Annotated in this window: 13 protein-coding genes; 4 read left to right on the top strand and 9 right to left on the bottom strand. The window is 67.8% G+C overall.

The window, feature by feature from the left end:
- Window positions 1-74: 74 nt before the first annotated feature.
- Together ACZ3IJ_RS31220 and ACZ3IJ_RS31225 are read right to left on the bottom strand one after the other, a co-directional pair.
- Window positions 75-2,012, bottom strand: coding sequence for an AAA family ATPase (locus ACZ3IJ_RS31220; RefSeq protein WP_467473629.1), 1,938 nt, complete (start codon window positions 2,010-2,012; stop codon window positions 75-77).
- A 364-nt stretch (window positions 2,013-2,376) separates the two neighbouring features.
- Window positions 2,377-3,021, bottom strand: a complete 645-nt coding sequence (locus tag ACZ3IJ_RS31225; RefSeq protein ID WP_467473631.1) for a uridine kinase family protein — start codon at window positions 3,019-3,021, stop codon at window positions 2,377-2,379.
- Between the two features lie 211 nt (window positions 3,022-3,232).
- Between ACZ3IJ_RS31225 and ACZ3IJ_RS31230 the strand changes: the two genes are divergently transcribed.
- Window positions 3,233-4,591, top strand: coding sequence for a peptidase C39 family protein (locus tag ACZ3IJ_RS31230; RefSeq protein WP_467473633.1), 1,359 nt, complete (start codon window positions 3,233-3,235; stop codon window positions 4,589-4,591).
- On the opposite strand, the gene ACZ3IJ_RS31235 is transcribed toward ACZ3IJ_RS31230, so the two are convergent.
- The 3 genes from ACZ3IJ_RS31235 to ACZ3IJ_RS31245 form a co-directional block, all read right to left on the bottom strand.
- On the bottom strand, window positions 4,539-5,672 hold the full coding sequence (locus ACZ3IJ_RS31235) for a tyrosine-type recombinase/integrase (RefSeq protein WP_467473636.1): 1,134 nt from the start codon (window positions 5,670-5,672) through the stop codon (window positions 4,539-4,541). The genes ACZ3IJ_RS31230 and ACZ3IJ_RS31235 overlap by 53 nt on opposite strands.
- A 351-nt stretch (window positions 5,673-6,023) precedes the next feature.
- Entirely contained in the window at window positions 6,024-6,374 is a 351-nt protein-coding gene (locus ACZ3IJ_RS31240; RefSeq protein ID WP_467473637.1) for a hypothetical protein, read from the bottom strand.
- A gap of 14 nt (window positions 6,375-6,388) precedes the next feature.
- On the bottom strand, window positions 6,389-6,658 hold the full coding sequence (locus ACZ3IJ_RS31245; RefSeq protein WP_467473640.1) for a hypothetical protein: 270 nt from the start codon (window positions 6,656-6,658) through the stop codon (window positions 6,389-6,391).
- Window positions 6,659-6,715: 57 nt separating this feature from the next.
- Here ACZ3IJ_RS31245 and ACZ3IJ_RS31250 point away from each other — a divergent pair, with 57 nt between their 5' ends.
- The 3 genes from ACZ3IJ_RS31250 (at window position 6,716) to ACZ3IJ_RS31260 (ending at window position 12,530) form a co-directional block, all read left to right on the top strand.
- The gene (locus ACZ3IJ_RS31250; RefSeq protein ID WP_467473642.1) at window positions 6,716-7,342 is read left to right on the top strand and encodes a DUF4240 domain-containing protein; all 627 of its coding nucleotides are present in this window, start codon (window positions 6,716-6,718) and stop codon (window positions 7,340-7,342) included.
- A 366-nt stretch (window positions 7,343-7,708) separates the two neighbouring features.
- Complete coding sequence (locus tag ACZ3IJ_RS31255; RefSeq protein WP_467473644.1) at window positions 7,709-11,140, top strand: AAA domain-containing protein; 3,432 nt, start codon at window positions 7,709-7,711, stop codon at window positions 11,138-11,140.
- Window positions 11,133-12,530, top strand: coding sequence for a phospholipase D-like domain-containing protein (locus ACZ3IJ_RS31260; protein WP_467473646.1), 1,398 nt, complete (start codon window positions 11,133-11,135; stop codon window positions 12,528-12,530). Before ACZ3IJ_RS31255 ends, ACZ3IJ_RS31260 begins: the two co-directional genes overlap by 8 nt.
- A 262-nt stretch (window positions 12,531-12,792) precedes the next feature.
- Here ACZ3IJ_RS31260 and ACZ3IJ_RS31265 read toward each other — a convergent pair whose 3' ends face one another.
- The 4 genes from ACZ3IJ_RS31265 to ACZ3IJ_RS31280 all read right to left on the bottom strand — a co-directional run bounded on the left by ACZ3IJ_RS31265 (window position 12,793) and on the right by ACZ3IJ_RS31280 (window position 15,228).
- Window positions 12,793-13,191, bottom strand: a complete 399-nt coding sequence (locus tag ACZ3IJ_RS31265; protein ID WP_467473648.1) for a DUF5958 family protein — start codon at window positions 13,189-13,191, stop codon at window positions 12,793-12,795.
- A complete protein-coding gene (locus tag ACZ3IJ_RS31270; protein ID WP_467473650.1) occupies window positions 13,188-13,844 on the bottom strand; it encodes a Fic family protein in 657 nt (218 codons plus the stop codon). Before ACZ3IJ_RS31270 ends, ACZ3IJ_RS31265 begins: the two co-directional genes overlap by 4 nt.
- A complete protein-coding gene (locus tag ACZ3IJ_RS31275) occupies window positions 13,841-14,614 on the bottom strand; it encodes a hypothetical protein (RefSeq protein WP_467473652.1) in 774 nt (257 codons plus the stop codon). The genes ACZ3IJ_RS31270 and ACZ3IJ_RS31275 overlap by 4 nt, the downstream gene beginning before the upstream one ends.
- A 143-nt stretch (window positions 14,615-14,757) precedes the next feature.
- Window positions 14,758-15,228 (bottom strand): DUF6228 family protein, encoded by a 471-nt coding sequence (locus ACZ3IJ_RS31280; RefSeq protein ID WP_467473654.1) that lies wholly within the window; start codon window positions 15,226-15,228, stop codon window positions 14,758-14,760.
- Between the last annotated feature and the right edge of the window lie 5 nt (window positions 15,229-15,233).

Here is a 15,233-nt window from a genome sequence, read left to right on the forward strand (position 1 = left end):
CGGCACTCCCGTGCCCGGCTGGCACTCCCGCGCCCGGCCGGCACTCCCGCGCCCGGCCGGCACTCCGGTGCCCGTCACATGCCCCCGGGGTCCTGGCGCGGGCCCCGGGGGGACGGGCCGCGGCCGGAGAGGACCTCGCCGTACGCCTGCATCAGGTCGGCCAGGCGCAGCGTGGCCAGGTCGTCGCGCGTCGGGGTGCCGGGGTATCCCGCCAGGCGGAGGTCGCGGTACGCGCAGGACTTCTCGTACAGCGTGCGCAGGAAGCGGCCGTTGCCCAGCTCGTCGATCCACCCCTGGTCCACGACATGGCCGCTGATGGAGCGCAGCTCGTCCAGCGCCTCCTCGTCCCAGCAGTCCCCGTTCGCGGCCGCGAGCACCTCGCCGATGGCGGTGAGTTCGAGCGGGCGGTACGAGGGGAAGTCGACCCGGGTCGTGAAGCGGGAGGAGAGCCCCGGGTTGGTGGCGAGAAGCCGGTCCATGCCCTCCGGGTAGCCGGCCAGGATCACCACCAGATGGTCCCGGTTGTCCTCCGCCCGCTTGAGGAGCACCTGGAGCGCCTCGTCGCCGTAGGCGTCGCCCTTGCTGTAGCCGGTGTTGGAGAGCGAGTACGCCTCGTCCACGAAGAGGACCCCGCCGATCGCCGAATCGATCAGCTCGTTCGCCTTGACGGCGGTCTGCCCCAGGAACTCGCCCACGAGATCGGCCCGTTGGGCCTCCACCAGATGGTCGCCGCCGAGCAGCCCGAGTGCGTAGAAGACCCGGCCGAGGATCCGGGCCACGGTGGTCTTCCCGGTACCCGAGGGGCCGGAGAAGACAAAGTGACGTTTCGGCGGTTGGACGGGCAGGCCCTGCCCGGCTCGCAGCCGCGCCATCTCCAGCTGCGCCGACAACGCCTTGACCTGCCGCTTCACCGGCTCCATCCCGACCATGCGCTCCAACTCGGCGAGCGCCTCGGCCAGCAGGGCCGGGTCCGTGGGGCTGGCGGGGAAGCGGGGCGGCGCGGGCTGCGCGGGGACGGACGTCTTCTGGCGTACGTCCGGCGGCTCGGGCGGCCCCGCGGGCGGCGTCGTGGTCCCCGGCTCGGTGCCGTTCCCCGGCTCGCCTCCGAGTCCCGACTCGCTCCCGAGGCGCAGACCGTCGGAGCCCGGGCCGTCGAGGTCGGTCTGGGTCGCGTCGGCGGCGGCGTCCTGCCCGATCCCGCCCAGGGTGACCGTGGCGAGCCCCGCCGTGTCGTCCGGCCCCTCGAACCCGTCGTACTCGGTGATCGCCGCCAGCCGGGCCGCCGTGTCCATGAACGCCGGGTCGATCCGGTGCACCGCCCGGTAGAGCGGTAAGGCGGCCGCGCTCCGGCCGGTGCCCTCGTGGGCCCGGGCCAGCCAGTAGCGCAGCTCCTTGCGCTGCGGCTGTTCGCTGCGGCAGCGCATGAGTGCCGCCGAGAGCAGCGGCTCCGCCTGCCCGTACATCTCCAGACGGACCCGGGCCATTCCGCCGAAGAGTCCCGCCTCGATCCCGAGCAGCGGATCGTCCACCAGCGGCTCGGTGTGACGGACCAACTGGTCCCAGTCCTTGACCAGATACGACCGGCAGGCGTGCAGGAACCGGACCTGGGGATCGGTGTCGACCGGCGGCAGCCCGGCCAACGCCCGGTCCAGCTCGGGCACATGGCGGCCGTCGAGCCAGTGGGAGGCGTGCGCGAGCAGGAGATCGCGCGGGCTCTCCAGCACGGGCTGGACCCACCAGCCCAGCCAGTACCAGGAGTTCAGGGTCCGACGGTGGCGTGCGCGCTGTTCCCCGAACCGGTCGCGGTTGCGGTACATCCTCAGCAGCGCGGTGGTGGTGTCCACCCGGAGCGCGTGCAGCCCGAGCCAGGCGTCCGCCATGCCGGGATCGATCCGGACCGCCGTCCGGAACTCTTCCTCGGCCTGCGGGTAGGCGCCCATCGTGTAGGCGTCGACTCCGCGCAGCCAGGCCAGCTCGGCCGGGGCCGTTCCGCCCTGCGTGCCGATGTCCATCGGGTCCCCCACAAAACGTGCCCCCGTTGCTGTCCCGGCGGGCGGGTGCCCGCCGGAAGCCGTACAGAACCGCCTTCTCGTGGACGGGAATTGACCCCACCGAAGGGCATCGTACCTGCGCAGAGGGGGCGCGACGAAGGAGAAGCGCATGATCCGGTGGTCGTGACCCTGGGTGAGCATCGGGGCTGGCGACAGACCGGAGAAAGGGATGATCAGGGCAGAACGAAGCCCCCGATCACGGGGGAACAACCGGGGGCTTCGCGTCCGCGACGGCTTCGGAAAGCCGCACATTGAGAACGTAAGACCTGTACGCCCCTTGGGTCAAGCGGAGTTGAGGCACTTGCGGAAGTGGGGTTCCGCCTACTCATTTACGCGGTGATGCGCTTTTACTCTCCGTGATGATCTGGTTCGGGCCCGCTGTCGCAGCCGGCCCAGGAAGCCATTCGTAACCCCCGGGACACTCCCGTACCAGGGTGTCGGCGAAGGGGCGCGAAGGGTCCGCGGAGAAATGGCGAGTCTCCGCCACCGTCCAGCCGTCCCAGAACTCCGACTGCGCAGGTCCGTCCCGGTGGCGGCCGCGTGCCCACGACTCCTCGGGCCCCCGTTCCATCCACAGGAGGGCGGCGAGATGCGGGCGCAGCGCCCGCCGCCCCGCGCCGACGCCCTCGACCAGGACGACCGGGGCGGCGGGCAGCGCGCGGGGGGCACCGAAGGTCCGCAGATTCCAGTCGTACGGGTGATAGCGCGCGACCTCGCCCCGGGAGAGGGGCGCGATCACCTGGTCCCGCATCCGACCCGTCCACGCGAACAGCTCCTCGTGGCTGGCGAGGTCGTCGAGGTGGAGGACGGGCGCGCCCAGCCGGGCCGCGAGGTGCGCGGCGAGGGTCGACTTGCCCGAGCCCGCGTGCCCGTCGACGGCGATCAGCCGGACCGGCCCGCAGGACGGCGCGAGGCCGCGCAGCGCGTCGGCGGCGCGGTCGAGGCCGGCCCGGTCGGTCCGTTCGGTCATGGAGCAAGCGTAACGATCCCGGTGGGAGGCACCGCAGGTCAGGGGCCCGGCGGCGCCAATGGCGCAGACCAATATTGGTGCGGCGACGCGTGCCGAATCGCTGGCAGAACGGCTCCGCGAGCCGCGATAGTGGTCCACGCTCCGCATCCACGCTCCGCCATTCGTCCGCTCCTCGCCGTCGTTCGCCGCTCTCGACCGGGGGTCATCGCTCATGGCCAACTCCACTCCGCGCAGAACCGTCCTCGCCGCGGCTCTCGCCGCCGTCGCCGGCACCTCCGTGGCCTCCACCGCTCCGGCCGTGGCCGCCTCCGCCGGCGCCCGCGGCCACGCGCCGGAACCCGCGCTCGTCGACAACCGCTTCTGGGTCTCCTACGCCGACTGGCGCGGCGGGGACCGCTCCGGAACGCACGCCGTCGCCGGACACCGTCCGGGCCTCGTGATCGGTACGCCCGCAGGGGTCACGGACTACACCGATCCGCACACCGGCACGACCTCCTCCTGGGAGTACGCGAGCTGGACGTCCCCCGTCCACCGCTCCACCGTCCCGGCCACCGAGGTCATCGCCTCCTGGAACGCCGCCACCCCGCCCGGCACCTGGATCGGGATCGAGCTGCGCGGCACCTTCGACGACGGCGGCACCACACCCTGGTACGTGATGGGCCGCTGGGCGGCGGGCGACGGCGACATCCGGCGTACCTCTGTCGACGGCCAGAGCGACGGCAGGAGCTCGGTCTGGACGGACACCCTCGCCGTCGACGACCCCGCGAGCGGCCTCCGCCTGGACGCGTACCAGCTGAGGCTGACCCTGTACCGCGCTCCCGGCAGCGACGTCACCCCGCTCGTGTGGCGGCTCGGCGCGATGGCGTCCGACGTCCCCGACCGCTTCACCGTGCCCGCCACGACGCCCCGAGTCGCCCGCGAACTGGCCGTTCCGCGCTACTCGCAGAACACCCACGTCGGCCAGTACCCGGAGTACGACAACGGGGGCGAGGCCTGGTGCAGCCCGACGTCCTCGCAGATGATCGTCGAGTACTGGGGCCGCCGGCCGAGCGCCGAGGACCTCGCCTGGGTCGACCCGGCCTTCGAGGACCCCCAGGTCTGCCACGCGGCCCGCTTCACCTTCGACCACCAGTACGACGGCTGCGGGAACTGGCCCTTCAACGCCGCCTACGCCGCCACCTACCCCGCCATGAACGCGGTCGTGACCCGCCTGCGCTCGCTGACGGAGCTGGAGTCCCTGATCCGCGTGGGCATCCCGGTCATAACGTCACAGTCGTTCCGCAAGGAGGAACTGACCGGCGCCGGCTACGGCACCTCCGGCCACCTGATGACCGTGATCGGCTTCACGGCGGACGGCGACGTGATCGCGAACGACCCCGCCTCACCCAGCAACGAGGCCGTACGCCGGATCTACCGGCGGCGCGAGTGGGAGAGCATCTGGCTGCGTACGAAGAGGTACGACGCAAACGGCAAGGTCAGAGGCGGTACGGGGGGTGTCTGCTACCTCTTCTGGCCGGTCAGGTCAGCACCAAGTCAGCACCGCGCGCTGCAGGCACTCGGCCTGGTGTGAGCATGTGCGGCCCGACGGCCGTCTCGACGACCTGACGGCAGCGCTCCTGGCCGTCCTGAGTGAGGTGGCCGTACCTGTCCACCGTGACCTTGATCGAACGATGTCCGAGCCAGCGAGACACCTCGTGAATGGACACTCCGTTGGTCAGGGCCACGGTGGTCCATTTGTGCCGCAAGTCGTGCGGGTTGTATGCGGGAAGCTCGAGCCGCCTGATGGCGCGGTCCCACGACTTGCGTAGAAGATCGGGATACGGCATCCCGCCGCTTGCATTGCGGATCGGAAGCCGGTCGATGAACGGCTCAAGGGAAGCAGGCACGGGTATGTCGCGCCATTCGCCCTCTTTCCGATGCTTCAACGGGGCGTATTTCGGCGTGTACTTTCCGGAGGTGTCCTTGTAGCGAATCACCTGCCGTCGGATTCGCAGGGTGCCGTCGCGCATGTCCTCCGGGAAGACTCCCAGAGATTCCCCTATACGAAGTCCGCAACACGTCATGAGCCATACCGCCGGAGACAGACGAGGTCCGATCTCCTTAGCGATGGCGGTTATCTCGTCGAAGCTGGGAAGCTTCCTGTCGTCGACAGGAATTACAGGGTTCTCCAGCTTCTCGGCCTGCGTCATGGGATTCACGGGAATCCGCCTGTGGCGAACAGCGTGGGAGAACAGCGCCGAGAGGGCTATGTGTCGGGACTCGATGGTGTTGAGGGCCGCCCCGTCCCGGCGCCAGCGTGCGTACAGGCCCTCGATGTCCGCCGCGGTGACCTGCGAGATCATCTTGCTCCCCAGGTGGGGGACCACGTGGAGGCGGACGATGCGCTCGTACGACTCGAGGGTGCCGGCGGAAGCGGTCTTCTTAGCGAGCCAGTCGTCCGCGTACCGGCGGAGCGACACCTTGCCGGCGTCGGGGTCGACGTAGATGTTCTCGCGCTTGTCGCCTTCCATCTTGGTGGCGAAGTCGACCGCGTCCTTCTTCCGGGCGAACGACTTCTCCCGCTGACGCCCGGTGCGTCCGCCCGGCTCCCTGTAGCGGACGGTCCACCGCTTGCCGGAAACGGCAGAACCGTTGTCGATGATTTGAGCCAACCTGTTCACCCATCTCTACTCACACGGCTGATGGCCGTGTCTTTCGGTGTGGGTGGTGTTGTAGTCGATTTTTCCGGCCGCGCCAAATGCCTGGGCACCTGAAGATTTGACGACCCGTGTCTCCGCGGTCCGTAGGAGCGCGATGCTGCCCACGCACCGGTGCCCTTCAACCGCTCGGAAGTCGTCCGGGCATGGCCCGCCGAGATCGAGGCGAGGTTCCTACATGCGTTCTCACCGAGCTGGACGGGCAATATTTGTCCCGTCTCATTGAAGGTGAACCACGCCGAGGCCGTAACCGGCGATAGGCCACCTTGAGTGAGACGTGATGCGGTCCGGCCCCAGGTACCTCAGTCAATTCGAGGATTGTGGACCCTGCGCCGCTTCGCGCTCGGCTGCGAACTCGTCGAGGAGCTCGAACAGGACTCTGATCGCACGCTGCTCGTCCTCAGGCAGGAGGTTCCAGACGTCGTCCCAGCCGTCCGGGAAGGTGATGTGGAGGACTTGGCCAGGCCAGGCGTGGCTGCAGTCACGTCCCCGACGGGCGACGAGCCAGTCGTGCCAGCCGGTGAGGCCGTTACCACCGTGCCGCATCGCGTGCTGGTCGTAGCCGGTAAGGAACGCGGTCAGCATGTGGAAGGAGGGCTTGCCGACGAACATGCCGGGACGTTGGCCGACGCTGGCGAAGTACTCGCGCTCGGTCATCTCCGCGAGGGGTCTCATGAGTCTGACCCCTCGTGATCATCGGTGTCGTCGTCCGGAGCTGGACGAAGCCTGCGGCGGGCCGCGTCCAGACGTTCGGTGTAGTCCGTCGCGAAGATCCCGGGCAGCGACTTGTCGAGTGTTCCGGCGATGCGATGAAGGGGCGCCCAGACCGCAGCATCGTCGACGAGACGGCTGAGGTCCGTCATCTGCACCTGCTCCAGCCAGTCCGACAGGACCAGCGCCTCATCCGGGGTGAGCTTGATGATGATCTCCGGATTCTCCACCGCTCGAACATAGTCCGTGGACCGGGTGTTGTCAGAGGCGCCTGGCACAGTGCCGCCGTGGACATCGATTCATTCTGGGCGCTCATCGAAGAGTGCCGGCGGCAGGCTCGGGGACAGGGCGAACGGCTTGCGTGGCTGCGTGGCGAGCTGTCGCGAAGGTCGCAGGCAGAGGTCGTGCAGTTCCAGGTGCGCTTGGACGAGGTGACGCACGAAGCGTTCACGTGGGACCTGTGGGCAGCCGCGGACCGGATCTTCGGCGGCTGGTGTTCGGACGACGGGTTCTGCTATTTCGGCCTGTGGATGGTGAGTCTCGGCCGGGAATCGTTCTCCCAAGCGGTGGTAAACCCCGATGCCCTGGCCGACACTCCGGAGGTCCAGCGCCTGGTGGGCCGTCCGCGGGAGATGTGGGACGACGACTGGCCGGATTGGGAGCCGCTCGACTATGTCGCCATGGAGGCGTACGGGATCCTGACCGGCGTCGACGACGAGTGCGGCGAAGCGTTCTACGAGGCCGTCGACGCCGAGCAGAGCGACGAAGAGGGAAGCTCCGGGCCGCTTGGTGAGCGGTGGGACGTGCGCTGCGAGGACGAGGCAGCGCGCAGGCTGCCGAGACTGAGCACGATGTTTCCCTTGCGATCACTCACTCAGATGGGCAGCTCGTCGGCTTCGGGGAGCTGGGAGTAACCGCATGCCCATTGCCCGGGGACGGACGCGTAGATCGACTCCAGGTCGGCGGCTGTCCTTCCCCGAACGTGCAGCCAGCTGGAGTCACCCTGCCCGTCCAACCGCAGGAGCCTTCCTGGCGCAGAGAACCAGCGCACGGGTGCTTGCCCGATCATCCACGACACCACCGACAGAAACCTCGGCTCCCCTCCTGCAGCGGCACAGTCGCTCAGCTCGTGGCTTCTGTGTCTGCGGCCGTGCCGTAGCGAGTCCTCAGAGAGACCATCACCTCTCCGCTCAACTCCATGCCTGGAGACGGAAAGAACTGGCAGGATGGTTCGTCTGGGGCGGGACGCACCGTTTGCGGTGCTGAGCGAGGAGTGGTGCGTGGGGGCACAGCAGTTGATCAACCATCGTTTCCTGTTGCTGCCCCAGGATCCGCGGGCCGGGGGGCTGTCTGAGGTCCGCAAGGCGGTGGACACCAGTGGTGCGGCTGGGGACTACGCGGCCGTGAAGCTGCTCAAGCAGCGCGACGACCAAGCCATCAAGACGTTCCTGTCGCGCGAGACCGACTCGCTCAAGGCTCTGCACCACCCGAACATCGTGCGAATGCTTGACTCCGGCTGGGACCCCGACCTCGGCCGGTACTTCATTGCGCTGGAATGGGTCGACCGCAGCCTCAAGGACGACATGACCGACGACAGGCCAGTCGGTTGGACGTCGTTCTTCACCCGTACTGGCAAGCCGCTCGCGGCCGCTCTGGCCCACGCGCACGCGCTGCGGATCGAGCACCGGGACATCAAGCCCGGAAACGTCCTGCTCACCGAGGATGGCACGCCCAAGCTGGCCGACTTCGGCATCGCCAAGATTTGGTCCAAGGCTTCCGTCCTCACCGATGCAACGGTGGCGGAGTTCCGCTCCAACCTCTACGCCCCGCCCGAGCAGGAAGACACAATCCCCTACGTCCGGGACGTCTACGGATACGGTGTCCTCGCCATCCAGGTCCTCTCCGGCGGCAAGGCGCGGGACTATCCCGATCTCGCGGAGGTTCTCGCAGAGCTTGATCTCGACACGGAGGTCCGCTCAATCCTGCGGTCCTGTATCGACTTCGACCCCAGGAAGCGTCCCGCGAACGCGACCGTGCTCGAACAGCGCCTGCTCGAGGCCGAGCGAGTGTCCCACGACCAGCAGGCCCGCCGCAGCAACTTCGTATGGCTCAAACTGACCCGCCGTGCGGCCGAAACCCTGAGTAACGTTCCCGCTGGTACGGAGCCGGACTGGGACGTGGCGAAGTCCGAGGTCCTCGCAGACCTGGCAGGTACCGTCCACGCTGACTACGGACACAATCCGAAGACGGACGAGATCGACCAGGGCACCCTGCGGGTCTTCGGGCGCTCCTGGTTCCTCCGGCTCGTCGAGGACGAGAACCAGAGCGATCGGTGTGTGATCCTCGCGGCCGACGCTAGGGGCGAAGAGTGGATGGCCAAGCGGCGTGAGCGGTCGGCGCCGATCGGCCCGGTCCTCACCTGGACCTTCGACGACCCCGGTGAGGACCCCGCCTACGACGGCCTAACCTTCCTTCTCGAGCGACTGGACGAGCACCTGGTCCGACGTGAGGAAGCAGCCCGGGCCGACAAGGATCAGCACCTGGGCGATCTCTTCGGAGGCTGGCGCCGGCTGCTCGAGGCTCGTGAGGAGGTCGCGGCCGGCGGCCGGCAGAACCTCGAGTACGAGCGCGTCACGGGGAGCGGGCGCAACCGGGTCTTCCGCCTGGCCATGCCCACCACCGCCACCCTGGTCGGTGAGGAATGGTCCGTGGCCACCAATTCCTACACCCGGCCTCTCGACCGTGGCGAGGTCACCGCTCAGACCGATGACACCCTCACCGTCCGCTTCCGGCGCCCTGACACCGTCCTTCCCGGCAGGGGTGTCCTCCTGCCGTACCTCGGCCCCAGCCAGAACGCCCTGAACCGGCAGCGCGACGCCCTGACCAACGTCGCGGCGGGTCAGACGACGAACCCGGCCCTGCGCGAGATCATCGAGAAACCTGCGGTCATCACGGTCCGGCCGCCGGCGGAGATCACCCACTGGTCCCGCATCGACCTCGACAAGAGCAAGCGCGAGGTCGTCGCCCACGCGCTTGGAAGCCAGGACATGCTGCTGGTCGAAGGCCCTCCAGGAACGGGCAAGACGACCGTCATCGCGGAGATCGTCGAGCAGGCTCTCAAGCGCGACCCGCATGCCCGCATCCTGATCGTCAGCCAGACCCACATCGCCATCGACAACGCGTTGAAGCGCATCGAGGACGCCGGCATCGGCGGGCTGGTGCGCCTCGGCCGCCCCGATGACCCGCGCGTCGCCGCCAATGTGCAGCCGCTTCTCCTCGACAAGCAGGTGAAGCGGTGGACCCAGCAGGTCCGTACCCGGGCCGAGCGCTACCTCGACGAGATCGCCGCCCATAAGAACCTGAATGGCCGGCGCCTCAAGGCCGCACTCATGCTGGAGGAGCTGGCCTCCGTCGCGGCCGACCTCGCCCACGTCACCCGGACGCTGGACGAGCTCACGGACCGGCCGGCACCGGACCGCACCACGTCCGCCCGCGAGCTCGGTGAGGAGCTGGTCTCGGCCCGGGACCGTCGTGACCAGCTCGTCGAGCAGCGCCGTGAGCTCTTCACCGCCGTCCAGCCCTTGCTCGCCGGCGAGATCACCCTCCGCGAGGAACTGAGCGCCGCCGAGGCCCGCGACGCGGTCGAGCTGCTGCTCATGGATGCTCCGGGCTCCGCCGGCCAGGAACTCATGCGGCTGCTCCGCCTCCAGGGCGAGTGGTTGCAGCGCATCGGAACCGACCAGAACCTGATCACCGCGTTCCTGCGCACCTGTCCGGTCGTCGCCGGCACCGCGCTGGGCTTCCTCGGTCACCCCGCTGCCCGTGACCTGGAATTCGACCTGTGCATCTTCGACGAGGCGTCCAAGGCCACCGCCACCGAAGCGCTCGTCCCTCTCGCCAGGGCCAAGCGCTGGGTATTGGTGGGAGACACCGCACAGCTGCCCCCGGTCGACGAGGACCTGCTGCGCGACCCCAAGATCATGGCCGACCACCAGCTCGTACCCGAGCTGGTCACCACCACGCTCTTTGAGTATCTCGTCCGCAACACCGAGTTCCCGGTCCGACACATGCTGCGCGAGCAGTACCGCATGACCCCGGCCATCGGGAAGCTGATCTCCAACTGTTTCTACCGCGACGAGCTCCTCTCCCTGAACGACCACGCGTTGCCCGGTTACGAGATCGTCGGCAAGCCCGTCACCTGGCTCGACACGTCGAAACTTCCCGGCCGTCGTGAGTCTGAGCGCAGCGCGACACAGACCAGTATCTCCAACCGCGTCGAAGCCCAACTGGCCGTGCGCCGTCTGGAGGTCATCGATCAGGCCATCGGCAAGAACGTCATCAAGGTTCCGGACGACCGGAAGCTCGACGTTCTGCTCATCGCCCCGTACGGCCGTCAGGTCGAAGAGCTGGACCGTCAGCTGACCTACGCCAGGCTCAAGCACCTCACCGTCGAAGTGCTCTCTGTCGACGCCGTTCAGGGTCGCGAATGCGACCTCGCGGTCTTCTCAGTCACCCGGAGTAACACCCGTTCAGAGTTCGGCTTCCTCGGCCAGCCGTACTGGAGGCGCATCAACGTGGCTCTCTCCCGTGCCCGCTTCGGCCTCACCGTCGTCGGCGACGCCGCCTTCTGTCGCAGCACGCCCGGTGCCCTGCGCGACGTACTTGACTACATGCGTCACCACCCCGAGGAGTGCGAGATCCGCGATGCCTGACTTCAGCCCCGACAGCCTCCTCGCAGTCCGTTTCGACGACGCCCGCTCCGGCCTGGAGCTCGTCGCCGTTGTCGACGCCGCTCTGCCTGTGGCTCTTGTTACCGCCGATGTCCTCGCGCAGGACCGGAAGCGGCTGCCATTGCTCGACGAGTTCGTCCTGCGCCTGGTCAACAACAAGGTCACCACCGAGCAGGCCATCTCCGGCCTCCTGGGCGTGCCCGAGCGCATGGTCACCCAGACCGTGGCTCAGCACTTCTCGGACGACTACCTCACGTACGCCCGGCCCTTCGCAGGGGCAGACCCGGCCGACCGGAACCTGCGCCTGACCGGACGGGGAGAGCAGACCGCCCGAGAACTGGCCGCGATCACTCCTGTACGCGTCGAGCAACCGCTCGTCTACGACCAGCTGCTGTGGAAGGCCAGGCCCTACGACCGACACACCGTCATACCCCGCGGTCAGGCCGAGGAGCAGGACATGATCCTCCTGCCCGCCGCCAAGAGCGGACCGGTCGAGTCGGGTGACATCTCGGCCGCAGACATCAACGCTCTACTCCGGGAACGCGGCAACAACGACCGTGAAGTGCTCCAGGTCAGAGGCATCACGCAGACCAGGGCCCGTCGGGTGATCCCGGCTAAGATCCTCGTCTACTCGAACCCCGATCGCACCGACATCGAACTGGGCGTCGTCGTCGATGGCGAGCTCAGTCACGCGCACGAGCTCGCACTGATCACGGCTGGCGGAGCGAAGGCGCTCGGCATCACCGTGGAGCCTGCGCCCGAGCGGCCGATCCTCGAGCCCGATCTCGAGCAGGTCCGTGTCCCGCTCAGTGAGGTCACCCAGCGACGCGCCGAGCGAGCCGCAGCGCAGCTCAGTTCGTCGAGCCCGCTGTCCGCCGCTGTCTCCGAGTCCGCGCCAGCGGAGCCGGAGATCCGGGCGATCGGCGTGTTCGAGCACCCCGACGTCCTCGACGAGGCACTCACCCATGCCCAGAACCGGATCCTGGTCATCTCGCCGTGGATCAAGCAGGCGATCATCACCACCGAGTTCCTGAGCAAGCTCGAGAACCGTCTCCGCAGCGGGGTCCGGGTGGACATTGCCTACGGCTATGAGGAGAACGACACCAAGTCGGATCCCATTGCCATCCGGCGGCTCGAGAACCTCGCCGCGCGCTACCCCGATAAGTTCGCGTTCTCACGCCTCCGGAGCACACACGCCAAGGTCCTGGTCTTCGACGACGTCTGGGTGACCACAAGCTTCAACTGGCTTTCCTTCAAGGGCGACCGCAACCGCAGCTACCGCATGGAGGAGGGGAGCCTCATTCATGACAAGAAACACGCGGACGCCAAATACCAGCGTTATCTCGACCTGATCGGACAGCAACGCCAATAGGTGGCCGGAGTGCTCGGTGATGTAGGCCGCAACCGGTAGTTGTCAGTGCGGCGACGAGCAGCCCAGGCAGCCGAAGGCAGGGAACGACGCTGAGGTCGCTCATTCCGGCAGGACAGGAGCACTGGTGAACACCGCGCAGACCCCTATTCTCGAGTGAGCTCAAGAGCAGTGACCCGATCCCGTCCCGGTCGCAACATCGGGGCGGGATCTTCGCCGTTTCAGGGTCGCTCAATGACTGCTCTGGGAGCCTTGTTGTCAGCGATCAGCCTGCGTCAGACAGCTTGTGCCACCAATGACTACAGCCGCCTGAACAGTCGCGTTCGCGGCGCCGTGCATCGGCGATCGCGAGTACTGAGATCAGGAGCCGGAAGGCTTTGCGGCGTTCGTCGAGAGGTGCGAGACCGGCGATCTTTCCCAGTTGCTCGTCGATCCGGCCTCGTGAGATCAGCACTGCAGGTGTATGCGTCGGGCGCAGCCCGGCACGGCGGATACTCTCCGGTGCGTCCTCAGTGACGGCGCGCGCCTGGACGCAGTGATGGCGCAGGAACAGCAGCACCTCGGACTGCTCTTCCTGGCCGAGGACGTCGAACCATTCGATGCCCTCTGATATCGGGCGCAGCCCCTGTGCGAGCTCGTTGAGCAGGACGTCGCGTTCGGTCATGACTGCCTCCCGTGGGACGGGCGGCGCTGTGCCGCGTTGATCAGGATGCCGAGCAGCACTGCCAGATCGGCCGCTCCCTCCGGGTCGTCGGCCCAGCGAGTGGTCTGGAGCGGGTGCACTTGGTCGATCGCCGCTCCTTCGCGGGCCAGGACGAAGGCCAGCGCCAGCATCGCCGCGCGGGCGTTGCCGTCCTCGAACGGATGGAAGAAGAGGATGTCGAGGTAGGTTCGTGCGGCGCGTGAAGGGAGCGGCAGGTCCGGTTGAGTGCTCTCGGACAGGCACTGCTCGAACCACGCCCGCGTGCCCGGTGCGATGCCGTAGCGTTCTCGCCCTCTCTTGGAGAAAGCCGGCACCGTACGGAAGGCGGCCACGCCCTCGCCCAACACGGTCTGCTGCCAGTCGGCCAAGAGAGCGAACGTCAACCGATCGGCCCTCTTCGCGTCTGCCAGGGCCAGATCGAGGGCTGCCAGGACCCTCGTGGTTCCCTCAGTGTCGCGGCTGCCACGGGTCGCGTTGAAGAAGTCCCGGAAGGTGTCTCGATGCGGTGCGCCATGGCTGCGGTGGGCACTGCTCCAACACGGCCATGAGATCTGTGGACGGATGCGCAGCCAGTCAGCGAGGGCGTCTTTCGGATGGTCGGGGGCGAACGTCATCCGGTCTCGCCCATGGCCCGGGCGAACTGCGAACTCACCGCGTCGACCACCGTGGCGTCCGGCGCGATCCAACTGCCGAATCGGCCGCCGATCGCGCCCTCCGCAATCTCGCCGGCTCGCTCCTCTTCGACGTCGTTGTAGGAGAGGAACCAGCCGAGCACCTGCTCACAGTGTCCGTACCAGCCGCTCTCGGCCTGCGTCCGGTCGGCTACCAGGGTGACCAACCGCGTGCATGCCCGCTCCCAATGCCAGGGATCGACGGTGGCCCCCGTCGAGTGCGGCGGCGGCGCCAGCGCGGCAAAGTGCTCCGTCAGATCCTCCAACCAGTCACGCCACTCAAGCAGGCCGGCGACAACCAGAGGAGCGGTCTCGTCCGCCTTCGTCACGGAATGGGCGGTGCAGCACCACGCGCCGACGATCCCGCCGTCGGTGTCGCCCTCGCCTACCGACCAGTTCCACCCGCAGGCCCATCGGCCGTACTGGTCCACCAGGAACTCGGTGACGGGGAGCAGCGAGCGCCAGCGGTGCTCTTCGGCGGCCTCGGAGCTGGGCAGCAGAGGAACGACAAGCCCGGTTAGTGTCTTGGCCGCATCCTCGTTTAGCTCGAACGGATGCCGCGACGGGTCCACTTCCGCCCAGGTCAGCGCGTGCGCCCACAGCTCAGTCACCATGCCACTCTGCCTTGCGTAGCCGCCCTGGATCCACTCCATATCGCGCGGCCGTCCCATCAGCGGGAAACTATCTTCGGTCAACTGGGAAGCGATCTTCAACCGCTTCTTCGCGCCTGGTCAGCGGTACTCGTGAACGCCCCAGCCTGAGCTACGTCCCAAGAGCCGATCATGTCGCTGAACTCGCCTTCCTCGTCGTCGTAATCGATGCCGTGTTGCGTTTCAGGAGGCGGATCCAGACGTCATTAGCCTGGCGGTAGGACGGTGCGCTCCCCCTCGAGGAAGTGCCGGACATCGGATGCGAGGGATGACATCTGCTCGCCGGCCTCCAGCCATGTGGTGACCGAAGTGCTCCAGTCGCCCGCCGCGCTCCGCCAGGGGCGAATGGTCCAGGTCAGGCCGATGTATCCGCCGGAGCGGAAGACGGCCGAGACAGCGAGGTCGCGGTCCATGGTGTGCCAGTTCCGTTCGCCATCCCAGCCCCGGTAGCCCGCTGCCAGCTCCTCCAGGAACGTGGTGAGGTCGTTGTCCCAGGTCCAGGCGACCACCTCGTTGACACGGGCGGTCAGACCGGGCGCCCAGGCTTCGATGGCGAAGTGAACGGAGTCCTGGTCGAAGCTGAACCGGTCGCAGAACGTCACGCCCACGGACGAGTTGTCCTGGCAGCGGATGGTCACGCAGGGCTTGCCGTCGATGTCGCCGTCGGGGGATGTCATGCACG

This window comes from Streptomyces sp. NPDC013317 (genome assembly GCF_055563155.1).